This window comes from Limnohabitans sp. (assembly GCF_023910625.1).
In the GTDB taxonomy this organism is placed as follows: domain Bacteria; phylum Pseudomonadota; class Gammaproteobacteria; order Burkholderiales; family Burkholderiaceae_C; genus Limnohabitans_A.
Window position 1 is genome coordinate 414,517 of the sequence record NZ_JAAVVW010000002.1, and the last position, 23,179, is coordinate 437,695.

20 protein-coding genes are annotated in these 23,179 nt (G+C 58.2%); 3 read left to right on the forward strand and 17 right to left on the reverse strand.

Features of this window, described 5'->3' with window-relative positions:
- Position 1: 1 nt before the first annotated feature.
- From HEQ17_RS02115 to HEQ17_RS02160, 10 genes are all read right to left on the reverse strand, one after another.
- Positions 2-1,870, reverse strand: coding sequence for a potassium transporter Kup (locus HEQ17_RS02115; RefSeq protein ID WP_296291045.1), 1,869 nt, complete (start codon positions 1,868-1,870; stop codon positions 2-4).
- A gap of 196 nt (positions 1,871-2,066) precedes the next feature.
- The gene (gene gshA, locus HEQ17_RS02120; RefSeq protein ID WP_296291046.1) at positions 2,067-3,362 is read right to left on the reverse strand and encodes a glutamate--cysteine ligase; all 1,296 of its coding nucleotides are present in this window, start codon (positions 3,360-3,362) and stop codon (positions 2,067-2,069) included.
- A 127-nt stretch (positions 3,363-3,489) separates the two neighbouring features.
- A complete protein-coding gene (locus tag HEQ17_RS02125; RefSeq protein ID WP_296291047.1) occupies positions 3,490-4,770 on the reverse strand; it encodes a glutamate-5-semialdehyde dehydrogenase in 1,281 nt (426 codons plus the stop codon).
- A 79-nt stretch (positions 4,771-4,849) separates the two neighbouring features.
- Positions 4,850-5,902, reverse strand: a complete 1,053-nt coding sequence (gene holA / locus HEQ17_RS02130; RefSeq protein WP_296291048.1) for a DNA polymerase III subunit delta — start codon at positions 5,900-5,902, stop codon at positions 4,850-4,852.
- A gap of 22 nt (positions 5,903-5,924) precedes the next feature.
- Complete coding sequence (gene lptE / locus HEQ17_RS02135) at positions 5,925-6,521, reverse strand: LPS assembly lipoprotein LptE (protein WP_296291049.1); 597 nt, start codon at positions 6,519-6,521, stop codon at positions 5,925-5,927.
- A gap of 13 nt (positions 6,522-6,534) precedes the next feature.
- Positions 6,535-9,285 (reverse strand): leucine--tRNA ligase, encoded by a 2,751-nt coding sequence (gene leuS, locus HEQ17_RS02140; protein WP_296291050.1) that lies wholly within the window; start codon positions 9,283-9,285, stop codon positions 6,535-6,537.
- Between the two features lie 65 nt (positions 9,286-9,350).
- On the reverse strand, positions 9,351-9,728 hold the full coding sequence (locus HEQ17_RS02145) for a biopolymer transporter ExbD (protein WP_296291051.1): 378 nt from the start codon (positions 9,726-9,728) through the stop codon (positions 9,351-9,353).
- 47 nt (positions 9,729-9,775) lie between these two features.
- The gene (locus tag HEQ17_RS02150; RefSeq protein WP_296291052.1) at positions 9,776-10,426 is read right to left on the reverse strand and encodes a MotA/TolQ/ExbB proton channel family protein; all 651 of its coding nucleotides are present in this window, start codon (positions 10,424-10,426) and stop codon (positions 9,776-9,778) included.
- A gap of 22 nt (positions 10,427-10,448) precedes the next feature.
- Complete coding sequence (gene dapB, locus HEQ17_RS02155; RefSeq protein ID WP_296291053.1) at positions 10,449-11,264, reverse strand: 4-hydroxy-tetrahydrodipicolinate reductase; 816 nt, start codon at positions 11,262-11,264, stop codon at positions 10,449-10,451.
- 48 nt (positions 11,265-11,312) lie between these two features.
- On the reverse strand, positions 11,313-11,858 hold the full coding sequence (locus HEQ17_RS02160) for an outer membrane protein assembly factor BamE (protein WP_366938008.1): 546 nt from the start codon (positions 11,856-11,858) through the stop codon (positions 11,313-11,315).
- 87 nt (positions 11,859-11,945) lie between these two features.
- Here HEQ17_RS02160 and fur point away from each other — a divergent pair, with 87 nt between their 5' ends.
- A complete protein-coding gene (gene fur / locus HEQ17_RS02165; protein ID WP_296291054.1) occupies positions 11,946-12,377 on the forward strand; it encodes a ferric iron uptake transcriptional regulator in 432 nt (143 codons plus the stop codon).
- Positions 12,378-12,394: 17 nt separating this feature from the next.
- On the opposite strand, the gene hprK is transcribed toward fur, so the two are convergent.
- The 3 genes from hprK to raiA all read right to left on the reverse strand — a co-directional run bounded on the left by hprK (position 12,395) and on the right by raiA (position 14,303).
- Positions 12,395-13,336 (reverse strand): HPr(Ser) kinase/phosphatase, encoded by a 942-nt coding sequence (gene hprK, locus HEQ17_RS02170; RefSeq protein ID WP_296291055.1) that lies wholly within the window; start codon positions 13,334-13,336, stop codon positions 12,395-12,397.
- 25 nt (positions 13,337-13,361) lie between these two features.
- Positions 13,362-13,829 (reverse strand): PTS sugar transporter subunit IIA, encoded by a 468-nt coding sequence (locus tag HEQ17_RS02175; protein ID WP_296291056.1) that lies wholly within the window; start codon positions 13,827-13,829, stop codon positions 13,362-13,364.
- 144 nt (positions 13,830-13,973) lie between these two features.
- On the reverse strand, positions 13,974-14,303 hold the full coding sequence (raiA, locus tag HEQ17_RS02180; RefSeq protein WP_296291199.1) for a ribosome-associated translation inhibitor RaiA: 330 nt from the start codon (positions 14,301-14,303) through the stop codon (positions 13,974-13,976).
- Positions 14,304-14,722: 419 nt separating this feature from the next.
- Here raiA and HEQ17_RS02185 point away from each other — a divergent pair, with 419 nt between their 5' ends.
- Positions 14,723-15,940 (forward strand): patatin-like phospholipase family protein, encoded by a 1,218-nt coding sequence (locus HEQ17_RS02185; protein WP_296291057.1) that lies wholly within the window; start codon positions 14,723-14,725, stop codon positions 15,938-15,940.
- 155 nt (positions 15,941-16,095) lie between these two features.
- Entirely contained in the window at positions 16,096-17,082 is a 987-nt protein-coding gene (gene corA / locus HEQ17_RS02190; RefSeq protein WP_296291058.1) for a magnesium/cobalt transporter CorA, read from the forward strand.
- 7 nt (positions 17,083-17,089) lie between these two features.
- On the opposite strand, the gene HEQ17_RS02195 is transcribed toward corA, so the two are convergent.
- From HEQ17_RS02195 to HEQ17_RS02210, 4 genes are all read right to left on the reverse strand, one after another.
- Positions 17,090-17,851 (reverse strand): 5'-methylthioadenosine/adenosylhomocysteine nucleosidase, encoded by a 762-nt coding sequence (locus tag HEQ17_RS02195; protein WP_296291059.1) that lies wholly within the window; start codon positions 17,849-17,851, stop codon positions 17,090-17,092.
- Positions 17,852-17,959: 108 nt separating this feature from the next.
- Complete coding sequence (locus tag HEQ17_RS02200) at positions 17,960-19,642, reverse strand: long-chain-fatty-acid--CoA ligase (RefSeq protein ID WP_296291060.1); 1,683 nt, start codon at positions 19,640-19,642, stop codon at positions 17,960-17,962.
- 299 nt (positions 19,643-19,941) lie between these two features.
- A complete protein-coding gene (gene pntB, locus HEQ17_RS02205) occupies positions 19,942-21,360 on the reverse strand; it encodes a Re/Si-specific NAD(P)(+) transhydrogenase subunit beta (protein WP_296291061.1) in 1,419 nt (472 codons plus the stop codon).
- A 142-nt stretch (positions 21,361-21,502) separates the two neighbouring features.
- A complete protein-coding gene (locus HEQ17_RS02210) occupies positions 21,503-23,104 on the reverse strand; it encodes a Re/Si-specific NAD(P)(+) transhydrogenase subunit alpha (protein WP_296291062.1) in 1,602 nt (533 codons plus the stop codon).
- Between the last annotated feature and the right edge of the window lie 75 nt (positions 23,105-23,179).

Sequence of the window (23,179 nt, forward strand, 5' to 3'; positions counted from 1 at the left end):
GTCAAATTTCGATTTTGGAGCCCAATTCCACCACAGCATTGGTGGGCAAGTTCAAAAACTCGGCCGCAGCGCTGGCGTTGTGGTGCATCTGAGCAAAGAGTTTCTCCCGCCAGTTGGCCATGCCACCGCCGATCTTCGGGATCACGATATCGCGTGACAGGAAATAGCTGGTCGTCATGGGATCGAGCTTGTAGCCCTCATCCTCAATGACGGCCAGCGCCGTAGGCAAGTCAGGGTTGTCCTTGAAGCCGTAGTTGACGATGACTTGCCAGCAGTCGTGGCCCAGCGGCATGACCTCGAGACGCTGTTGGGCATCCATACGGGGCAATTCGTGGCTGCGCACAGTGACAAACAGGTTTCGTTGGTGAAGCACTTTGTTGTGCTTGAGGTTGTGCAGCAAGGCATTGGGTACGGTGCCAGGCTCGGATGTCAAGAACACGGCCGTGCCTTCCACACGCCTGGGGGGGACAACAAAGACAGCGTCCAGGAAATCTGTCAGCCTCAAGGCATCTGAGCGCAAGGAGTCGTTGAGCAGACGACGTCCATCGTGCCAAGTCAACATCAAAGTAAAAATTGCCGCGCCAATGAGCAATGGAAACCAGCCGCCGTCCAGCAGCTTTAGCATGTTCGATGCCCAAAACGCCAGATCCACCACAAAGAAAAAGCCGGTCGCGCCAATGCACAGCGCCAAGGGCAGCTTCCAAGCATAGCGGATGACAAAAAAGGTCAGCACGGTGGTGATCAGCATATCTGTACACACCGCGATGCCGTAGGCTGCGGCAAGATTGCTGGACGACTTGAACAAGATCACGGCCAGCACGATGGCAACAAACAAGCCCCAGTTCACAAAGGGCATATAAATTTGGCCGGTGTCGGTTTCGCTGGTGTGCTGCACCTGCAGGCGAGGCAGGTAGCCCAGTTGGATGACCTGTTTGGTGACGCTGAACGCGCCAGATATCAGGGCTTGCGAGGCAATGACCGTGGCCATGGTGGCCAGGCCCACCAACGGCAGCAAGGCCCAGTCAGGGGCCATCAAGTAAAACGGATTTTTCACGGCTTCGGGATCGGCCAGCAGCAAGGCTCCTTGCCCAAAATAATTCAATGTCAGGCAAGGCATGACCACGCTGAACCAAGCCAGGCGGATTGGTTTCTTGCCAAAGTGTCCCATGTCGGCATAGAGTGCCTCGCCACCCGTGACGCACAAGACCACCGCCCCCAAAATGATGAAGGTGGTACCCGGGTTGTCCCACATGAAGCCCAAGGCGTAGTGAGGGCTGATGGCCAACAAGATTTCAGGGCGCAAGACGATGTGCGAGACACCCAATGCAGCAATGGCAACAAACCAAACCAGGGTGATCGGACCAAAAAACTTGCCAATGCCTGCCGTTCCCCGCTTTTGTACCCAAAACAAAGTGAACAAAATCAAGAGGGTCAACGGGATGACGGATTTTTTGAACGCAGGAGAAATGATCTCCAAGCCCTCAACCGCCGACAACACCGAGATGGCCGGCGTGATGACGCCATCGCCATAAAACAGGCAGGTACCAAAGATGCCCACCAGCAACAACACTTTGCGCAACTGCGGCCTGTCCTTGACCGATTGCGAAGCGAGTGCCAACATGGCCACCAAACCCCCTTCACCGTGGTTGTCAGCGCGCAGCACCAGCACCACATACTTGACCGACACGATGATCGTCAAGGTCCAAAAAAGGATCGAAAGGATGCCGTAAACATTAGCGGTATTGAAAGGGACGTGGCCAGAGCCAAAGACCTCTTTCATGGCGTACAGCACGCTGGTGCCGATGTCGCCGTAAACCACGCCAATGGCACCCAAGGTCAGAGCGGCGAGTGAGGATTTTGTTGAGGACACAAAAAAATAGCCTAACAGAAGTCAGGCCAGGTGGCTGAGATGCGGCCCATTTTGCGCCCAAGCCGGGCGATCTGTCATGGCTTGGTTGTTGAAAATGTTGCAGCGCAGCAACTTTTGATGGCTTCAATAAACAAGCAAGGCCTGAAATCACCCAAATCACCCATTTCAGGCCACCGAAACGCCAAAAACTGTCTCTTCAGTCGTACACCTCGGCCTCGGGGTCGGTGGCTTCCAGCTCGTAACTGGCCGCCAGCATGGCCAGGCGGCCAATCACGCCGTACATGTAAAAGCGGTTGGGCACGCTGGCACCGGGTTTGACACCCGGCTGGGGCAGGTGCGGCGTGTCGGCAAAGGCCAGGGGCACAAAGCTGGCACCCGGCGCGTTCAGGTTTTCGTCAACACCGCGCTCGGCGTGCACCCGGTAAAAACCGCCCACCACATAGCGGTCCATCATGTACACCACCGGTTCGGCCACGGCGTCGTTGATGCGCTCGTTGGTCAGCACGCCTTCCTGGATGATCACGTCATTGACGGTCTGACCGTCCTTGATGACGTTCATCTTGTTGCGGGTCTTGCGGTTCAGGGCATCCAAATCGGCCACATCGCGTACCGTCATGATGCCCATGCCGTAAGTGCCGTTGTCGGCTTTGACCACCACAAACGGCTTTTCGTTGATGCCGTATTCCTTGTATTTCCGCTTGATTTTGGTGAGCAAGGCATCCACATTGCTGCGCAGGCAGTCCATGCCCGTGCCTTCGGCAAAGTTCACATCGCCGCACTGGCTGAACATCGGGTTGATCAACCACGGGTCAATGCCCAACAACTTGCCAAAACGCTTGGCCACTTCCTCATAGCTCTGAAAATGCTTGGTCTTGCGGCGCACGCTCCAGCCCGCGTGCAAAGGTGGCAGCAAGAACTGCTCGTGCAGCTCTTCCAGAATGCCCGGGGCTCCAGCCGACAGGTCGTTGTTGAGCAAGATGGTGCAGGGGTCAAAGTCCTTGAGGCCCAAGCGGTGCTGAGTGCGCACCACCGGCTCCAGCGTCACACTTTCACCATTGGGCAGCTCAATGACCGTGGCCTCCTTGATTTCAGGGTTGATCGAGCCCAGCCGCACGTTCAGTCCCGCCATATGGAAGATGCGCTGCAGCTGAACCACGTTGGCCAAATAAAAGGTGTTGCGCGTGTGGTTCTCGGGGATGATCAGCAGGTTTTTGGCCTCGGGGCAGATCTTTTCGATGGCCGCTTGGGCGGCCTGCACGGCCAAAGGCAGCATTTCAGGCGTCAAGTTGTTCCAGCCGCCTGGGTAGAGGTTGGTGTCCACTGGGGCCAGCTTGAAGCCGGCGTTGCGGATGTCGACCGAGGTGTAGAACGGAGGCGTGTGTTCCATCCACTCCAGGCGAAACCAGCGTTCAATCGCGGGCATGGAGTCCAGAATGCGTTGCTCCAGCTCATTGATGGGACCGGTCAGGGCGGTGACGAGATGGGGAACCATGGGCATCCTTTATCAGGGAAAAACAGGTCAAAACAGGAAAATCATATGGGGCCGTTCAGCGCCACTGCAAGCGCATAACGGACATTTTGCTGCCAGGCCAAGTACATGTGCACTTCAGTTGCGGCACTCAACCGCGCACCTCGCCCTCGCCCAGCACCACATATTTGAGCGAGGTCAAACCCTCCATGCCCACGGGCCCCCGGGCGTGGAACTTGTCGGTGCTGATGCCGATCTCGGCACCCAGCCCGTATTCAAACCCATCGGCAAAACGGGTGCTGGCGTTGACCATGACGCTGGCCGAGTCCACTTCGCGCAAAAAGCGCTGGGCGTGCATGTGGTCGCGGGTCAGGATGGCGTCGGTGTGGTGGCTGCTGTAGTGGTTGATGTGGGCAATCGCCTCGTCCACCCCTTCCACCACCTTGATACTGATGATGGGGGCGAGGTATTCCTCAAACCAGTCTCGCTCGGTGGCGTCCTTGAGCGTGGCTTTGGCGACCTGGCTCAAGATGGCCTTGGCCTTGGGGCAGCAGCGCATCTCCACTCCTTTGTCCGCGTAAATTGCACCGATTTTGGGCAGGAATTGAGCGGCCACGCCCCGCGCCACCAAGAGGCTTTCGCTCGCGTTGCAGGGGCTGTACTTTTGGGTTTTGGCGTTGTCGGCCACTTTCACGGCCATGTCGATGTCGCACGGCTCGTCCACATAAATGTGGCAATTGCCATCCAAGTGCTTGATGACGGGCACTTTGGCCTCAGCGCTGATGCGCTCAATCAAACCCTTGCCACCTCGCGGGATGACCACGTCCACAAACTGCGGCATGGTGATGAGCTGGCCCACGGCAGCGCGGTCGGTGGTTTGCACCAGTTGCACGGCGTCCACTGGCAAACCGTTGTCGGTCAGGGCTTGCTGCACCAGCAGCGCCAGCGCCTTGTTCGACTCAATGGCCTCAGAGCCACCGCGCAGGATGCACGCGTTGCCGCTTTTGATGGAGAGGCTGGCCGCTTCGATGGTCACGTTGGGGCGGCTTTCGAAAATCATGCCGAACACGCCAATGGGCACGCGCATTTGGCCCACGCGGATGCCGCTGGGCACCTGCTTCATGCCGATGATTTCGCCGATCACATCGGGCATGGCGGCCAATTGCTCGCAGCCTTGGGCGCAGGTTTCCAGCACTTGGGGGGTTAATTTCAAGCGGTCGACCATCGGCTCGGCCAGTCCGGCGGCGCGGGCGCGCTCCAAGTCTTTGGCGTTGTCCAACTGCAAGGCATCTGTGTTCTCGCGCAGCAAGGCGGCCAGATGCCGCAAAGCCTTGTTTTTGGTGGCAGCCGAGGCTTTGGCCATCAGGGCAGATGCCGTTTTGGCCTGCTGGCCCAAGCTTTGCATGTGTTCAGCGGTGTTCATTTCGGTCATGGGTTCATTTTCGCAGAAGCCAAAGACACTTTGGCACCATCCTGTCATGTACATGGCGGGTCATGAACCGCTGGCGCGTTCAGCGCACGATACAAAAACGCGAAAAGCGCACGGCCAGGCGCTGCAGCGCCTGCCAGGGGTCGGTGGGCCAGTCGGGCACTTTGAGCCCTTTGACGATGCCGTCCACCTGATGAGCGGCCTGGAGCAAGCCGTTTAAGCGGGCCTCGGTCATGCGGGGCAGCACGCGCTCAAACAAGCGTTCACGCGGGCCCCAGACGCGCTGTTCGCGCAGCGCCATGGGCAGGGGTTTGCCAGCAGCCATGGCGTCTTTCACGCGTTTCATGGCACGGATGTCTTCGGCCAGTGTGTAGTGCACCAGCACCGCCGCTTCGCCCTCGGCCTGCAAGCCGTCCAGCATGCGCTGAACCCGGGCCACCTGGCCTGACAAGACCGATTCGGACAGCTTGAACACGTCGTAGCGGGCCACATTGACCACCGAGGATTCAACCTGGGCCTGGCTGATTTGACCGGGGGGATAGAGCAAGCCCAACTTTTGAACTTCCTGAAGAGCAGCCAACAGATTGCCCTCAACCCGGTCCGCAAAAAACTGTAAGGTGCGTTGCCCCTCTTCGCCCGGCAAGACGCTTTGTCCTTGCAGCTGCAAGCGCTGGGCGATCCAGGCAGGCAGCGCGTTGCGGTCCACCGGATCGACCTGGATCGACACGCCCGAGTTTTCCAAAGCGGCAAACCAAGCCCCTTTGCGGGTGGCGGCATCCAGGCGCGGCAATAAAAACAGAGTCAAGGTCGTGTCGTTGCCTTGGGCTGAAGCGGCCAGTTGCTGAATGGCGGTGCTGCCCTCTTTGCCGGGCTTGCCTGAAGGCACGCGCACTTCCACGATTTGTTTGTCGGCAAACAAGCTGAGCGAACCGCCAGCGGCCAGCACTTCACTCCAGTCAAAGTGCGCCCCAGAGACGGTGTGCACGCTGCGCTCGGTGTAGCCTTGGGCACGCGCGGAGGCGCGGATCGCATCGGCTGCCTCCTGAATCAGCAAGGCCTCGTCGCCATGCAATAAATACAGGCTGCGCAAGCCTTTTTGCAGGTGCGCAGACAACTGAGGAAGGGCCAATTGCATGGGCGCGCTCAGTCCCGTGGCATCAAGGTCGGGATGCCAGACCGGAGGAGGCCTCGGACGCAGGCGCTGCAGCGGGCACTGCCGTACCCATAGGCTTGGGCAAGCTGCGTGGTTTGACCGCTGACAGACGGCGCATGATCTGCTGCACGCTGTCGGTCTGCATGTCGCGGTAAAGAATGCCCATTTCGATTTCTTTGGACAGCGCTGCCGTTTCGGTGAAGCTCAAATCCCGCTGCAAAGCCAATGAAACGGGCTCGATCAGCTCCACGCCTTGCGGCGTGCGCAGACGAAATTGGACTTGCAAACGCAATTGCAGTTCACGAATCTGCCCCGTTGCACTCATCCCCACAGGTACTTGCTGGCGTGTCTCGCTCAGGATGTCGAGGATCGCGTCGGCCTGAAGCATTTGTTTGGGCTCGGTCAAGAGTTCAATTCGCCCCGTGCCGAGGAGGTTGCGCCCCAACTCCACACCAAAGGGTGAAGTGGTCGAGAAATTCGCATACAAGGTCTTGAAGGCAAAATCGTTGGTTTGGCGCAGATGAAACCCGCAGCCAGAGAGCCAAACGGGCATGATGCCCAAGCTCGCAGCAGTCAAAAAGAATCGGCGTGAGGGTTTCATGGGGTGTGCGCTCTCAAATCACCACGTTGACCAAACGTCCCGGCACCACGATGACCTTCTTGGGCGCAGCACCAGCAGCCTGCTTGACGAAGGCTTCGCTGGCCAGCGCCATTTGCTCGATCTGCGCTTTGTCGGCCGATGCGGGCACCAGGATGGACCCGCGCAGCTTGCCGTTGATTTGCAGCATCAGTTCAATCTGGTCACGCTCCAATGCCGACTCATCCACGGTGGGCCAAGGCGCGTCGAGCAACTCGCCGGCGGCTTGGGCAAAACCCAGCTGCTGCCAAATGTCGTCGGTGATGTGCGGGCAAGCGGGGTAGAGGCATCGAATTAGGATTCCAAACAACTCAGCTGAAAGGGTTGAGATTTTCTCAAACCGCATTTCCAATCCAGCACCATCCTGAACCAACTGTCCAAACTTTGCGGACTCAATCATATTGAGCATCTTCATGCAACCAGATACCACCGTGTTGTATTGCATTCGCTCATAATCAAAAGTAACCTGCTTGAGTACTAAATGAAACTCGCGACGAAGGTCTTTTAAATCCTTTGAGAGATCAGAAAGATCAGTTGGTCTAATTAATCCAAACTGGACTTGATCCTTGGCATCAGAGGCCGCAAGCCAGACCCGACGCAAAAAGCGGTAGCTGCCTTCCACAGCCGAGTCGTTCCACTCCAAGGTCACTTCGGGCGGCGCGGTGAACATGGTGTACAGACGCGCGGTGTCAGCGCCGTACTTCTCGATCAGGTCTTGCGGGTCCACGCCGTTGTTTTTCGACTTGGACATGGTGCCCACGCCCTCGTAGTCGATGGCGGTGCCCACGGGCAGACGACCATCGCCGCTGTCGGCTTCGTTCTTCAGCTTGGCACCCACCACTTTGCCAGCCTCGTCCAGCACATGCTCGACATCGTGCGGCCAGAAGTAATCCTTGCCGCCCTTGGCGGTGCGGCGCGAATAGATGTGGTTGAGCACCATGCCCTGCGTGAGCAGCTTGGTGAAGGGCTCATCGACCTTGACCAAGCCCAGATCGCGCATGACCTTGGTCCAAAAGCGGGCGTAGAGCAAGTGCAAGATGGCGTGCTCGATGCCACCGATGTACTGGTCCATGCCGCTGCCGCCAGCGGCTTGGTTCTGATCGCGCATCCAGTAATCGGTACCGCCTGCCACCATGGCCTCGGTGTTGGTCGGGTCGCAATAGCGCATGAAATACCAGGACGAATCCACGAAGGTGTCCATGGTGTCGGTCTCGCGGCGTGCGGGCTTGCCACAAACAGGGCAAGTGACCCCAGCGTGAAAGCCTTCGTGCTTAATCAGTGGGTTGCCCGAACCATCCGGAATGCAGTCTTGAGGCAGCACCACGGGCAGGTCTTTTTCGGGCACCGGCACCGCACCGTGTTCGTCGCAGTGGATGATCGGGATGGGTGTACCCCAGTAGCGCTGGCGGCTCACGCCCCAGTCGCGCAGACGCCAGGTGGTTTTCTTCTCGCCCAAGCCTTTGGCGGCGAGCAACTCGGCGACCTTGGTGACGGCGGCCTTCTGGTTCAAGCCGTCGAGTTCACCGGAGTTCACAACCACGCAGCTTTGCTTGTCGCCATACCACTCTTGCCAGGTCTTGTCGTCAAAGGCCTGGTCCTTGACGGATACGACCTGCTGGATCGGCAGCGCGTACTTGAGCGCAAAAGCGAAGTCGCGCTCGTCGTGCGCCGGCACGCCCATGACGGCACCGTCGCCGTAGCTCATGAGCACGTAGTTGCCAACCCAGACTTCGACCTGTGCCCCCGTCAACGGATGCGTGACGAACAGGCCGGTGGCCATGCCCTTTTTCTCTTGCGTGGCCAGCTCGGCCTCCGTCGTGCCGCCACTCTTGCACTCTTCCAAAAACGCGTACAAAACAGGATTGGACGAAGCAGCATGCAGCGCCAGCGGGTGTTCGGCCGCCACCGCGCAAAACGTCACGCCCATGATGGTGTCGGCGCGGGTGGTGAAGACATACATCTTGCCCTCGCCGATCAAAGCGCCGTCAGCGCCTTGGATGCTGTGCGGGAACGCAAAGCGCACGCCTTCGGATTTGCCAATCCAGTTTTCCTGCATCAGACGCACTTTGTCGGGCCAGCCGTTAAGCGTGGCCTTCTCGTTGCCGATCTGGACATGGTCCAGCAGCTCTTGTGCGTAGTGGGTGATGTTCAGGTAATAGCCCGGAATTTCACGCCTTTCAACTGGCGCGCCTGTGCGCCAGCCCTTGCCGTCGATCACCTGTTCGTTAGCCAGCACGGTCTGGTCCACCGGGTCCCAATTCACGACCTGGGTCTTGCGGTAGGCGATGTCTTTTTCGAGCATCTTCAAAAACAGCCACTGGTTCCACTTGTAATACGTCGGGTCGCAGGTGGCGACTTCGCGTGACCAATCAATGGCCAAGCCCATGGCCTGCATCTGCTTTTTCATGTACGCGATGTTTTCGTACGTCCACTTGGCCGGGGGCACGCCGTTTTTGAGGGCGGCATTTTCGGCGGGCAGACCAAACGCATCCCAGCCCATGGGCATGAGGACGTTGTAACCCTTCATGCGCAGGCTGCGCGTGAGCATGTCGTTGATGGTGTAGTTGCGCACATGGCCCATGTGCAGCTTGCCGCTGGGATACGGCAGCATGGAGCAGGCGTAGAACTTCTTTTTGCTGGCGTCTTCGGTGACGCGGTAGGCATCGCGGGCCGTCCAGCGGGACTGCGCTGCGGGTTCGACTTCGAGGTGGTTGTACTTGTCTTGCATAGGGCTAAATTGTAGGTGCTGCATCAAAGCGGTCAGAGGTCCGCAGAGGTAGCGGAACCATGCGATCAGGGGGAAACCACTTGGGCTACAAAGCCAATCCGGGTCAAACCCGCTTTCTGGGCCATGCTCATGGCTTCCACTACCCGGCCATAGGGCACCGAGGCATCGGCCCGCAACTCCAGTTCAGTCTGAAGATTGCGTTGGGCTGCGCTGGACAGTTGCGCTTGCAGGTCCTGCGCCGTGATGACCCGATCGTTCAGATAAAACGCACCCTGGGCATCCACTGCCAAGACCATGGAAGATGCAGATGGTCCTGCTGCGAGACGTTCAGTTTGGGGCAAGTTCAAACGGATGGCGCTGCTCATCAAAGGCGCCGTGACCATGAAAATCACCAGCAGCACCAACATGACGTCCACCAAAGGCGTGACATTGATGTCACTCATGGGTACATCCGAGGTACGGCTGGAGAGTCGACCAAAGGCCATGCTGATCAGTCTCCTGAACCCGCCAACAAGGCGCGCAGATCATGAGCAAAACCTTCCAGTTCGACTTCGATCCGGCCAATACGACGCCCCAACAGGTTGTAGCCCATGACCGCTGGTATGGCCACCGCCAGGCCTGCAGCGGTCATGACCAAAGCTTCGCCCACTGGCGCCGCGATTTCATGGATGCTGATCTGTCCCCCCTCGCCCAGGCCCAGCCCCATCAGGGCATTGACAATTCCCCATACCGTCCCAAGCAACCCCAAAAAAGGCGAAATCGCACCGGCAGTCGCCAACAAAATCTGCCCCCACTGCAAGCGGCGCAACACCTGTTGCAGGGTGTCGCGCAGCACGCGGGTCAATTGCTGATGCCTGTCTCCACACGATGCCAAAGTGCCCCCCAAGGGCAGCAAGGTCGCATCCAACAGGGGCAACACGCACACATCCCGGTCAAATTGGGCAACACTTTGACGAGCATCCTCAAAGCCCGGCGCCTGCCAAAAAGCAGCCACACTGCGGGGCAGGTCCTGGCTGACACGGGAAAGCAAATGCCATTTCCAGCCAATCACCACCCAGCTGGCAAGCGACAAAGCCAGCAACATGAAAGCCAACGACAAACTGAGGACATCGCTGTGCAGCAAAAAATCGTTCAGTTTCATGGCCAATCCCTTTGCAGGCGCTTCAGCGCAGGTTCAACACATCAAACATGTCAAACAGGCCGCGTTGCTGCCCCGTCAGAAAACGCGCGGCCCGCAGACTGCCTTGGGCATAAGTAGACCGGCTGGACGATTTGTGCGTGACTTCGATGCGCTCGCCAATGCCGGCAAACAGCACAGTATGGTCACCCACGATATCGCCACCGCGAATGGTCGAAAAACCAATGGTGGAGGGGGCACGCTCTCCCGTATGGCCATAGCGCTCATAAACCGCGCAATCTTTCAGGTCACGACCAATGGCTTGGGCAATCACCTCCCCCATCTTCAGCGCCGTACCCGATGGTGCATCCACTTTGTGGCGGTGATGGGCTTCGATGATCTCGATGTCATATCCCTCGGACATGGCTTTGGCGGCCATTTGCAATAGCTTAAGCGTGACGTTCACGCCCACGCTCATGTTGGGGGCCATGACGATGGCCACGTCCTTGGCGATGTCGGCAATTTCCGTTTTTTGTTGCTCACTGAACCCAGTAGTGCCAATCACCGCCTTCACGCCAAGCTCCCGACAAACTTTCAAATGAGTCAAAGTCCCTTCGGGTCGAGTGAAATCAATCAGGCAGGACATGCCTTGCAAGCCCGAACGCAGATCGGCGGTGATCGCAATGCCTGTGGCTCGGCCCATCGATGCACCCGCATCAAGACCCAGAGCTGGACTGTCCAACCGGTCGAGTGCGCCGGCTAAACGGCAATCATCGCTGGCCAAAATGGCTTCGATCAGGATGTGCCCCATGCGGCCGGAGGCACCTGCCACGGCAATCGGCAATTGTTGAATTGAGGTCATGTAGGAATTGGACCGGGGGGTCAGAAACAGCGCTCTGCGAGTCACCGCTCAAGGCGAGGCAGGCTCCAAAGGAGGATAAGTGCGCGGCAAGGCCACCGCAGTTGGCATGGAAGGTGCGGGCTCGGGTGTGGACTTGAATTTTCTCAAATCCTCGTCGCTCGCTTGAAGAGGCGGCAACTTTCCAACTGCCCGAGGTTTGATCAATCGGAGGGCAAACTCAGATTCGCTGGGCAGTTCATCGCCTTCAATGCGCTCCAAGACATCCCCCTTGAAGTGAACTGCCAATCTGAAGTTTTGAGGTGCTACACCCTGCCGCTGGATGCTGAATGCGTAATCCCATCGGTCTGCATGAAAAAGGCTGGCCACCAAAGGCGTACCCAAGATCTCTCGCACCTGAACGCGTGACAGGCCTGGACTCAGCACCAGCCGCTGCTCTTTGGAAATGAAATTCCCCTGCACGACTTCGGCCACATATGGCCTGAAAGCATCACGGTTTATGCCTCCCGAAAAGCCGCTGCATCCGGCCATGCCGGTCACGACAAGCGCCAAGGCAAGCAAACGGCTGGATGCACGAAGTGTCGGGGTAGCTGTCATGTTTTGATGGGGACCGATATGATCTCGCTCATTGTAGCGGCTGCTTTGCCGATGAAACTTTTCCCACCAACAGGACACACCTACCCCATGAGCCAGATTGATGAACTGAAAAACAACGGTCTGAAAGCCACTCTGCCACGTTTGAAAATTCTGGAAGTATTTCAGAGCGGGGTGATGCGGCACATGACCGCAGAAGATGTTTTTCGACAACTGCTCAACGAAAATGCCGACATCGGGTTGGCCACTGTTTACCGGGTTTTGACCCAGTTCGAGCAAGCCGGGATATTGAGTCGCAACCATTTTGAAAGTGGCAAAGCGGTGTATGAACTCAACGAGGGGCAACACCATGACCACATGGTTTGTCTGGATTGCGGAAGAGTGGAGGAGTTCTACGATGCCGAAATCGAGTCCCGACAACACGCCGTGGCCAAAGCCAAAGGCTTCGAAATCGCTGACCATGCCCTGAGCCTGTACGCGCACTGCACACAAAACCCATGCCCGCACCGCAGCAACCGCTGAGCGAGCGTTGCAGCCTGTTACCCCATGGCTCGGCGCTGCCGCTCAATGAATTCCTGATAGGTGTCAATGCCTCGCATTTGCAAAATCGTGTTGCGAACCGCAGCCTCGACCAAAACAGCGATGTTTCGACCCGCCATGACCTGAATCACGACTTTTTGCACCGGAATGCCCAAAACATCCTGACGAAAAGGCTCCGAGGGCAAACGCTCATAATCACGCTCCAGCGTCTCACGCCGGACCAAATGAACAATCAGCTTCAAGCGCATCTTCCTGCGCACTGCAGTCTCGCCAAAAATAGCCCGGATGTCGAGCAAGCCAATGCCACGAACTTCCAGCAGGTTTTGCAACAGATCGGGACAGCGGGCCTCAATGGTGGTCTGGTTGATGCGGTACAAATCGACGGCATCATCGGCCACCAGACCATTGCCGCGAGAGATCAACTCCAAACCCAACTCGCTTTTGCCCAAGCCGGACTCTCCCGTGATCAGGACCCCCAAGCCCAAAATATCCATGAACACGCCATGCATCGTGGTTCTATCTGCAAAGTGCTTTGACAAGTAAGCCCGCAGTACATCAATCACGAAAGCAGACGACTGCTCGGTTGAAAACATCGGAATCTGGGCCCGCTCACACATCGCCAACAAGGCTTGCGGCGCCACTTGCCCATCGGCCAGAACGAGCACCGGGGGCTCCAGCGTCACGATCCGAGCAATTCGGCGGGTACAGTCCTCCTCAGACCCCTGGGTCAGGTAAGCCACCTCCCGGGGACCCAAGATCTGAACGCGGTAGGGGTGTATGTAATTGAGGTACCCCACCAGGTCAGCACCAGAGCGGGCTTCGCGCACTGCCACTTCATCAAAACGGCGCTCGGATGCACCCAAACCGGCCAGCCAGTTCCATTTCAATTGACTGCGGTGGTCCTCAAAAAGCACATCGGCGCTGATCACTGAGGGCTTCATCGCAGGGACTCAGCTCAAAAAAGCATCAGGCCGTCTGGGCCGACTGCCATTGGGCAATCAATTGGTGAAGGCCCATCTGGGCTGTGCTGTTTTTAATGCTCTCACGCAAAACGGTATCGCTGAGCAATTCTGCAATTTCAGATAGTATCTCAAGGTGTTTTTGGGTAGCCGCCTCGGGCACCAGCAAAAAAATCAACAAGCTCACAGGCTGCTCGTCAGGCGCATCGAACCCAATGGGTTGCGCCAATTGGAAAACGGCAGCCATTGGCGCTTTCAGGCCCTTGATGCGACCATGCGGGATGGCCACTCCGTGCCCCAAGCCGGTGGAGCCCAGTCGCTCGCGAGCAAACAAGCTGTCGGTGACCAAAGCCCTCGACAAGCCGTGCAAATTCTCAAAGAGAAGTCCGGCCTCTTCAAATGCACGCTTCTTGCTGGTGGCTTCCACCCCCACAAGAACTTGGGCAACAGGCAATATGGATGAGAGTCGGTTCATGGTCGAGGCAGGATTATGCACCCGAACGGGTCACAAAGCCTGAAAAGTCGAAACCCGGGTCATTTTTGTCGGATTCTTGCAATGCCAAGTCAAAAAGCCCATAAAAAAGGCCGCTTGCAGCGGCCTCTGAACAGACTCCATGGATCACATCATCCGTTTTGGCGCGGCATGCTGATGATTGGTGATGCGGCCTTTGTGTTTGACTACCTGGCGATCGAGCTTGTCCACCAGATCGTCGACAGCCGCATACAGGTCTTCGTGTGCGCTTTCCGCGAACAAGTCGCTGCCCTTGACATGGATATTGCACTCCGCACGTTGACGTTTTTCCTTTTCTTTCAGCTTTTCGACGGTCAGCAGCACTTTCACATCCACCACCTGATCAAAATGCCGAGTGATGCGATCGAGTTTCCCCGTGACGTACTGGCGCAAGGCAGGGGTCACTTCCAGATGATGTCCGCTGATGATTAAATTCATGTTCATCCCCTCCATAGATTCGAAGTAGAAAAAGCCCCATCGAAACGGGACTCGAAAACCACTTTCAAGGTGGTTCATGCCACTATGCGCCGGGTATCGAGGAAAAGCAATACGTCAAAAACTAACCCTGAAAAGTCTGGCCCTACCCCCCCGAATGTCTGATTTCAGTGCTATCGTGTTGGGTGAACCATGTATGAAAATGGCCATTTAATCGACAGCAACCATACACTTGCCCCAGGCTTGCCACGAGGACCATGACCCTCCCTGGAGACCACTGAGTTCCAGTCGATCAAAATCCTCGACAGGGCTTACCCCTCAGGACCCGGCACTTGAGCAGCCCCAACCATCCCCCCTGCTTCGAGGCCATCTTTTGGGCTTGATGGGCTTCTTTTTAACTGTGGACTGCTCACTGAAGCGACATGCAATTCGATACCGCTCACGGCACGCAAACCCCTCCAACATCGCCACGACGCTCGTTAAATGGTCTGGTTCTGATGGGTGGAGGTGCCCGAACGGCCTACCAAGCGGGTGCCCTTCAGGCGATAGGGCAGCTCCTGGGCGGACCGCCATCAGGTTTGGGCTTTCCATTCCAGGTGCTGACAGGCACTTCTGCTGGGGCCTTGAACGCCACCTTCTTGGCCAGTCGGGCCCTGGAAGGCTTGACTGCGCTGGAAGACCTTGCCCAATTTTGGTCCGATATCCGAACCAACGCGGTTTACCACCTTCCTGCAACGCCTTTGGCCCGGTTCAGCCGCTGGGCTACTGCCTTGGGGCTGGTGCTGACGGTGCGCCAAAAGGCCGCCGCCATGGACAGCCTCGCTTTGGTCAATACATTGCACAAAGCCATCACACTGGACCGCATCGACACGGCACTGCAAGAAGGGGTGCTGCAGGCATTGGCCGTTACCGCTTCTAGCTATTCCAGTGGGGTGCACTGGACTTTCTGCCAGACCCGGGACGGCTTGCCGATTCCCTGGAGTCGTCCTGGCCGACGTGCCGAGCAACAACCGATCACCATTGAACACCTGATGGCTTCCAGCGCCATTCCCTTTATCTTTCCGGCCACACCTTTGTGGGTAGATGGAGGCATGGAATTTTTCGGAGATGGCTCGATGCGGCAAATCTCACCCTTGTCGGCGGCGGTGCAATTGGGTGCTGACCGAATTTTGGCGATTGGCGTGAGCCAGCCTCTGCGAGCCAGCCTGGGGTCATCTCACCCTGCCAGCGGTCGCCCCTCGTTGGGAACGATTGCTGGGCACGCCATGGCCAGCGTATTTCACGACACGCTGCAAGCCGACGTGGAACAGGTCACACGGATCAACCATTCACTGTGCAAGCTGCCTGAATCAGTGCGGTCTGCCTTGCCTTTCAGGGTGGTCGAGGTGCTGACCCTTCAGCCCAGTGCCTCGCTCGATGAACTGGCACAAGCCCATGTCCGTTCCCTTCCACTGCCCATTTTGCGGGTCCTGGAAGGACTGGGCGCTTTACGCGGCAGCGGCGCTGCATTGGCCAGTTATCTCCTGTTTGAGCCAGGTTTCATCCAGGCCTTAATGGCTCTGGGGCGAGCCGACGTGACTGCCCGATCCGAGGAGATCCTCGCCTTCTTGAAACCCCATGATGCCCTTCAGGTGCGATAATCTCGTCATTGATTTTGGAGACACATTGCTGTGGAAACTACCCCGAGTTGGTAGCTTTCGAACGCCCTGAGCAACCTGCCCATCGTTCGAAAGCTGCCGCAACCCCTTCGCCGCCCCTTTGAACTTTTGGCACTTGGCCATTTTTCGGATTCGCCATGCTCAACATCTTCACCCTCGTCAACGGCCGACTCTTCCAGGAAGAGATCGAGTCGCTCGAAGAACTCTCCCGCTTCCAGCCCATCTGGGTTGACCTGGAGTCGCCCACGCTGGAAGAAAAACGCTGGATCAAGCAATACTTTGGCTTGTTAATCCCCGAAGACGCGATGGACGAGGACATCGAAGAATCCGCGCGCTTTTACGAAGAGGACAACGGCGAGCTGCACATCCGCTCCGACTTTTTGATCGCCGACGATGACGAGCCCCGTACCGTGCGCTGCGCTTTCATCCTGAATCAGCACAACGCCGACTTGAAAAGCCAGGGCGTGCTGTTTTCCATCCATGACGAAGACGTGCCGGTGTTCCGCCTTTTGCGCATGCGCGCACGGCGGGCACCCGGACTGATAGAAGAGGCCAAGGAAGTGCTGCTCAAACTGTTTGACGCCGACGCCGAATACTCAGCGGACACACTCGAAGGCATTTACGATCAGCTCGAAAAAGTGGGCAACACCGTGCTGTCGGGCGATGTGACCGACGCCATGGCCAGCGAAGTGCTGGGCGCCATTGCCCGGCAAGAAGACATGAACGGTCGCATCCGTCGCAACGTGATGGACACACGCCGCGCCCTGAGCTTCATGATGCGCTCCAAAATGCTCAACGCCGACCAGTTTGAAGACGCACGCCAGATCATGCGCGACATCGACTCACTCGACTCGCACACGGCATTTTTGTTCGACAAGATCAACTTCCTGATGGACGCCACCGTTGGTTTCATCAACATCAACCAGAACAAGATCATCAAGATCTTCTCGGTGGCCAGTGTGGCCTTGCTGCCACCCACCTTGATCGCCAGCTTGTATGGCATGAACTTTCAGTACATGCCCGAGTTGTCCCAAAAATGGGGTTACCCCTATGCCCTGGCGCTGATGGCCGCCAGCGCCGTGGTGCCCATGTGGTACTTCCGCAGGCGCGGTTGGCTCAAATAAAGCCCACTCATGCGGGTGGGCGTTTGGCCAACCACTGCGACAAAATTGCCCGGCTGTAGCGGCTGGCCACCTCACGAATGAAACGATTGAAATCGGTGTGCGCTGCGTCGTCTGCGCGGTCCGAAATGGTGTGCACCGCTGCAAACGGCAAGCCATAGTCACAGCACACCTGGGCCACCGCTGCGCCCTCCATCTCCACCGCCAAAGCCTCTGGCAAGGATTCGCGAAGCGCCTGACTTTCGGCGTTGGTCGAGACAAAGCGATCACCGCTGACGATCAAGCCTTGGTGCACCTTGGGCGAACTCAGTTGAAACTGGGCCAAGGTCTCAGGGCCCAAATGCCGCTCAGCCGCCTGCAGCACCTGCTGCGCAGCTTCGGCCAATTGAACCGACAAAACGGCATCGGCCTCAAAAAGAGCCCGACCATACAGCGGCACCTCGTGCCTGGGAAACAGTGGCGAAGCATCCATGTCGTGCTGAATGAAGCCACTGGCCACCACCACATCGCCCACGCGCACCCCCGGACCCAATCCACCCGCCACGCCGGTGAACACCAGCGCATTCACCCCAAAGCGCTCCAGCATCACCGTGGCGGTGGTGGCCGCCGCCACTTTGCCAATGCGCGAGAGCACCGCCACGACCGCATGGCCTTGCCAGTGACCCACCCAGAATTCACGACCCGCTACCACCACCCGCTGCTCGTCGGGCATGTCGGCCAGCACAGCGGCCAGCTCTTCGTGCAGGGCACTCATGATGCCGATCACCGTCATGAATCATCCTTTGTTTTGTGCATCAAAAATAGGCGTCAAATTGAAAACGGCCACAAGAAAACTTGTGGCCGCCAAACTCAGCCCCGGCACATCCGGGGCAGCCCAACATCAAGCTTTATCGCGCAACTCACGCCGCAAGATTTTGCCCACAGGCGTTTTGGGCAACTCGGTGCGGAACTCGATCACCCGAGGCTGCTTGTAAGCGGTCATGTTCTCGCGGCAATAGGCCAAGATCTGCGCCTCAGTCAATGCCGGGTCTTTGCGCACCACGACCAGCTTGACGGTCTCACCGGTTTTCTCATCGGGCACACCAATGGCCGCGCATTCCAGCACACCCGGACAAGCCGAAGCGACTTTCTCGACCTCGTTGGGGTAGACGTTGAAACCACTGACCAGGATCATGTCTTTCTTGCGGTCTATGATTTTGAAGAACCCCCGCGCATCCACAGTGCCGACATCGCCGGATTTGAAGTACCCATCGGCCGTCATGACCTTGGCGGTCTCGTCAGGGCGCTGCCAGTAACCGGCCATCACCTGCGGGCCTTTGATGGCGATCTCGCCGGGCTGCCCCACTTCGGTCACTTCCTGCCCGTCGTCGTCCAGCAGCTTCATCCAGGTCCCGGGCAAGGGCACGCCGATGGTGCCGGTGAACTCGGTGCTGGTGGTCGGGTTGCAACTGGCCGATGGGCTGGTCTCGGACAAGCCATAACCTTCGCAAATGGGGCAGCCGGTTTTCTCCAGCCAGAGCTTGGCTACGTTGGGCGTGACAGCCGTGCCGCCGCCCAAAGACACTTTCAGGTTGGACCAGTTCACCGTGTTGAAATCCGGATGGTTGGCCAAACCATTGAACAAGGTGTTCACGGCCGGGAAGCTGTGGAAGGTGTGCTTGGACAACTCCTTGAGCACAGCTGGCAGATCGCGCGGATTGGGAATCAGGATGGTCTTGCCGCCCATGCGCAGACCCAGCATCATGTTCACCGTGAAAGCGAAGATGTGGTACAGCGGCAAAGCACACACACTGGTGGGCTGCTCGCCTGCCGGGATGCGCTTCATGACCGGCCCGTTCCAGGCCTCTGACTGCAAAACGTTGGCAATGACATTGCTGTGCAGCAGTACCGCACCTTTGGACACGCCGGTGGTGCCGCCTGTGTACTGCAGCACCGCGATGTCATCGGCTGTCAACTCGGGCTTGCGAAAGGCTTGTTGACGCCCTATGGACAAAGCGTCATTGAAGCGCACCGCCTGGGGCAGGCGAAAGGCCGGCACCATTTTCTTGACGTTGCGCACCACGTAATTGACCAAGCCGCCCTTGAGCAGGCCCAGTCGGTCACCCATGGCCGCCAAAATCACATGCTGCACTGGGGTTTGTGCAATGCACTTTTCGAGGGTGGCGGCAAAGTTCTCGATGATGACAATCGCCTTGGCCCCCGAGTCCTTGAGCTGGTGCTCCAGTTCACGGGCGGTATACAACGGATTGACATTGACCACCGCCAAACCGGCCCGCAAAATGGCCGCCACTGCCACCGGGTACTGCGGCACATTGGGCATCATGACCGCGACGCGATCGCCTTTGCTCAAGCCCAACGATTGCAAGTAAGCTGCTAGCCCCAAGCTTTCCTGGTCGGTTTGGGCAAAGCTCAAATCCTTGCCCATGAAGCTGTAAGCAGTGCGATCTGCGTATTTGGCAAAACTCTCTTCGAGCAAGCCCACCAGCGAGCTGTATTGGCTGGGATCAATGTCAGCGGGCACACCTTCTGGGTAACTCTTGAGCCAAATGGGATTCAGGTACATGTGAGGTTCTCCTGCGATCAGTCTACCGCACTCCTGACGTCAAACTGACGCTTACTCATGCTGGATTTCCCGAGGTTTGCAAGCAAAGGCCATGGCCTCTTGGCACCCCACTGTGCACGATGAAAAAGTCATGCATCAAAGACCCATGAACTCACCACAACGGACACCAAGGAAAAGACCGGATCGCAGGCTTGCGTCGTGAACATGGCCGATGTTGGCAGTGGCGAATCTTGGTACACAAAAACACCATCAGAAAAAAGGGGCCACAGGGGCCCCTTGTCTGACGTGCGGCGGCAGCCTCAAGCCTTCAAGGCCATCAGCACCTCATCGAGCATCTTTTTGGCATCGCCAAACAACATGCGGTTGTTCTCTTTGTAGAACAGCGGGTTGTCCACGCCGGCGTAGCCGCTGGCCATGGAACGCTTCATCACAATGCTGGTGCGGGCCTTCCAGACTTCGAGCACCGGCATGCCGGCGATCGGGCTGGTCGGGTCATCCTGCGCCGCAGGGTTCACGATGTCGTTGGCACCGATCACGATGGCCACGTCGGTGTCCGGGAAGTCGTCGTTGAGCTCGTCCATCTCGAACACGATGTCGTAAGGCACTTTTGCCTCGGCCAACAAGACATTCATGTGGCCCGGCATGCGGCCCGCCACGGGGTGGATGCCAAAGCGCACGTTCACGCCTTTTCCACGCAGTTGCTTGGTGATTTCAAACACCGTGTGCTGCGCCTGCGCCACGGCCATGCCGTAGCCGGGCACCACGATCACGTTTTTGGCGTCGCGCAGCAGCTCGGCTGTTTCAGCGGCCAAGATGGGGCTGACCTCGCCCACCGGCTCGGCCGCTTCGCCCGTTGGCTTGGGCGCTGCGGCCGTGGTGCCAAAGCCCCCGGCGATCACGCTGATGAAACTCCGGTTCATGGCGTTGCACATGATGTAGGACAAAATCGCGCCACTGGAGCCGACCAAGGCACCGATCACGATCAACAAGTCGTTGCTCAGCATGAAGCCGGTGGCCGCTGCGGCCCAGCCGGAATAGCTGTTGAGCATGGACACCACCACCGGCATGTCGGCACCACCAATGGCCATGACCATGTGGATGCCGAACAGCAAGGCGATGGCGGTCATGATGATCAAGGGCAGCATGCCCTCTTCCACCGTGTGGGCGCTCATGAATTCACGGCCAAAATAAATCACCGCAATCAAGCCCACCAGATTGAGCCAATGGCGGCCGGGCAACAACAAGGGGCTGCCACCGATGCGGCCGGACAACTTGCCAAACGCCGCCACCGAACCGGAAAAAGTCACAGCGCCGATGAAGATACCAATGTAGATTTCACCCGCGTGGATGGCGTGCGCTGCGCCTTCCAAATTCTTGGAAGCTTCGGGGTCCACGTAAGTGGCATAACCCACCAGCGCCGCCGCCATGCCGACCATGCTGTGCATGAGCGCCACGAGTTCGGGCATTTGCGTCATCTGCACTTTGCGCGCAGCGTACAGGCCAATGATCGCGCCCACCAGCATGGCGCCCAAGATCATGGGGATGCCCTCGGCCGTGACTTGCGGGCCAAAGATGGTGGCCAGGACGGCCAGGCTCATGCCGATCATGCCGTAGAGGTTGCCGCGCCGTGCGGTTTCCTGGTTGGACAAACCGCCCAAGCTAAGGATGAAAAGAATGGTCGCGCCGATGTAGGCGACCGTGGCCAGACTTGAGTTCATAAACGTCTCTTTTCTTAATCGGTCGGGGACAGAGCTGAAGATCTGTCCCCAAATTCTTCAATCAGTCGGGGACAGAGCTGGATCTGTACCCAAATTCTTCAATCAGTCGGGGACAGAGCTGAAGATCTGTCCCCAAATTCATTTACTTTTGGAACATCGCCAGCATGCGCTGGGTGACGGCAAAACCGCCAAACATGTTGATGGCCGTCAGCACCAGGGCCAAAGCCGCCAGAATGCCAATCAGCGTGTTGGGCCGTCCGGCCGCAGCCAAGGGCGAGATCTGCACCAGCGCGCCAATGGCGATGATGGAGCTGATCGCATTGGTCACGCTCATGAGCGGGGTGTGCAGCGCAGGCTTGACGTTCCAGACCACCATGTAGCCTACAAAGCAGGCCAACACAAACACCGTGAAGTGCGACAGGAACGCAGCGGGCGCATAGGCACCGACCAGCACCAGCAGCACGGCAGCGACCGCCGACACGATGAGCAACTGGCCCACCGGCATGGGGCCAGATGGCTCGCCATGGCCGTGGCCTTTTTTGGCGGTGGGCGCCGCGGCAGGCTTGGGTGCGGGCTTGGGGGCCACCACCAATGGCGGTGCAGGCCAGGTGATCTCGCCATCCTTGATGACCGTGAGGCCCCGGATCGCGTCGTCTTCCATGTTGACGTTGATCACGCCGTCCTTGGTCTTGCACAACTCTTCAGTCAAACGAAACAAGTTGGTGCCGTACAGCGTGGACGACTGGCGCGCCATGCGCGACGCCAGGTCGGTGTAGCCCACAATGGTCACGCCATGCTTGACCACGGCCTTGCCGGGTTCGGTCAACTCGCAGTTGCCGCCTTGCTCGGCAGCCATGTCCACAATCACGCTGCCGGGTTTCATGCTTTGCACCATCTCGGCGGTGATCAGCTTGGGCGCGGGTTTGCCGGGGATCAGCGCGGTGGTGATGATGATGTCGCACTCTTTGGCCTGCTTGGCGTACATCTCGCGCTGCGCGGCCTGGAAGCCTTCGCTCATGACCTTGGCGTAACCGCCGCCGCCTGAGCCTTCTTCTTCGTAGTCCACCTTCACGAACTCACCGCCCAACGACACAACCTGGTCGGCCACTTCGGCGCGGGTGTCGTTGGCGCGCACGATGGCGCCCAAACTGGCGGCCGCACCAATGGCGGCCAAACCGGCCACACCGGCACCGGCAATGAACACTTTGGCAGGGGGTACTTTGCCCGCAGCCGTGATCTGGCCGTTGAAGAAACGGCCAAAGGCGTTGGCAGCTTCCACCACCGCGCGGTAGCCACTGACGCCGGCCATGGAGGTCAGCGCGTCCATCTTTTGGGCGCGGCTGAGCGTGCGGGGCAAGGCATCAATCGACAGCGCCGTCACCTTTTTGGCCGCCAATTGCTGCATCAAATCGGGGTTTTGTGCGGGCCACAGAAAGCCGATCACCGTTTGACCTTCGTGCATCAGCGCCACTTCGTCAGGCGTGGGGGCCCGCACCTTGAAGACAATGTCGCTGCCGCTCCACAGCGCCTGGGCATTCGGCGCAATCGTGGCGCCGGCTTGCAGATAGGCGTCGTCTGACAGGTCAGCGAGATCGCCTGCGCCTTGCTCAACCCCCACGGCAAAGCCGAGTTTGACCAGTTTGGTCACCACATCGGGCACAGTGGCAACACGTTTTTCACCGGGGAATACTTCCCTCGGCACGCCAATGCGTTGGGTCTTGGGCGTGGTTTCGCCTGTTTGCATCAATGTCTCCTCACTCTATCCAAAGAAAAAAGTGTATCCCATCAGCTTAACTGAAGTCTGTCCCCTTCTGCATCC

Excerpts from the sequence above, each read along its gene's own strand:
- gshA (WP_296291046.1), bottom strand. The coding sequence starts at position 3,362 with ATGGTTCCCCATCTCGTCACCGCCCTGACCGGTCCCATCAATGAGCTG.
- HEQ17_RS02125 (WP_296291047.1), bottom strand. The coding sequence starts at position 4,770 with ATGACCGAAATGAACACCGCTGAACACATGCAAAGCTTGGGCCAGCAG.
- holA (WP_296291048.1), bottom strand. The coding sequence starts at position 5,902 with ATGCAATTGGCCCTTCCTCAGTTGTCTGCGCACCTGCAAAAAGGCTTG.
- lptE (WP_296291049.1), bottom strand. The coding sequence starts at position 6,521 with ATGAAACCCTCACGCCGATTCTTTTTGACTGCTGCGAGCTTGGGCATC.
- leuS (WP_296291050.1), bottom strand. The coding sequence starts at position 9,285 with ATGCAAGACAAGTACAACCACCTCGAAGTCGAACCCGCAGCGCAGTCC.
- HEQ17_RS02145 (WP_296291051.1), bottom strand. The coding sequence starts at position 9,728 with ATGAGTGACATCAATGTCACGCCTTTGGTGGACGTCATGTTGGTGCTG.
- HEQ17_RS02150 (WP_296291052.1), bottom strand. The coding sequence starts at position 10,426 with ATGAAACTGAACGATTTTTTGCTGCACAGCGATGTCCTCAGTTTGTCG.
- dapB (WP_296291053.1), bottom strand. The coding sequence starts at position 11,264 with ATGACCTCAATTCAACAATTGCCGATTGCCGTGGCAGGTGCCTCCGGC.
- HEQ17_RS02160 (WP_366938008.1), bottom strand. The coding sequence starts at position 11,858 with ATGACAGCTACCCCGACACTTCGTGCATCCAGCCGTTTGCTTGCCTTG.
- fur (WP_296291054.1), top strand. The coding sequence starts at position 11,946 with ATGAGCCAGATTGATGAACTGAAAAACAACGGTCTGAAAGCCACTCTG.
- hprK (WP_296291055.1), bottom strand. The coding sequence starts at position 13,336 with ATGAAGCCCTCAGTGATCAGCGCCGATGTGCTTTTTGAGGACCACCGC.
- HEQ17_RS02175 (WP_296291056.1), bottom strand. The coding sequence starts at position 13,829 with ATGAACCGACTCTCATCCATATTGCCTGTTGCCCAAGTTCTTGTGGGG.
- raiA (WP_296291199.1), bottom strand. The coding sequence starts at position 14,303 with ATGAATTTAATCATCAGCGGACATCATCTGGAAGTGACCCCTGCCTTG.
- HEQ17_RS02185 (WP_296291057.1), top strand. The coding sequence starts at position 14,723 with ATGCAATTCGATACCGCTCACGGCACGCAAACCCCTCCAACATCGCCA.
- corA (WP_296291058.1), top strand. The coding sequence starts at position 16,096 with ATGCTCAACATCTTCACCCTCGTCAACGGCCGACTCTTCCAGGAAGAG.
- HEQ17_RS02195 (WP_296291059.1), bottom strand. The coding sequence starts at position 17,851 with ATGACGGTGATCGGCATCATGAGTGCCCTGCACGAAGAGCTGGCCGCT.
- HEQ17_RS02200 (WP_296291060.1), bottom strand. The coding sequence starts at position 19,642 with ATGTACCTGAATCCCATTTGGCTCAAGAGTTACCCAGAAGGTGTGCCC.
- pntB (WP_296291061.1), bottom strand. The coding sequence starts at position 21,360 with ATGAACTCAAGTCTGGCCACGGTCGCCTACATCGGCGCGACCATTCTT.
- HEQ17_RS02210 (WP_296291062.1), bottom strand. The coding sequence starts at position 23,104 with ATGCAAACAGGCGAAACCACGCCCAAGACCCAACGCATTGGCGTGCCG.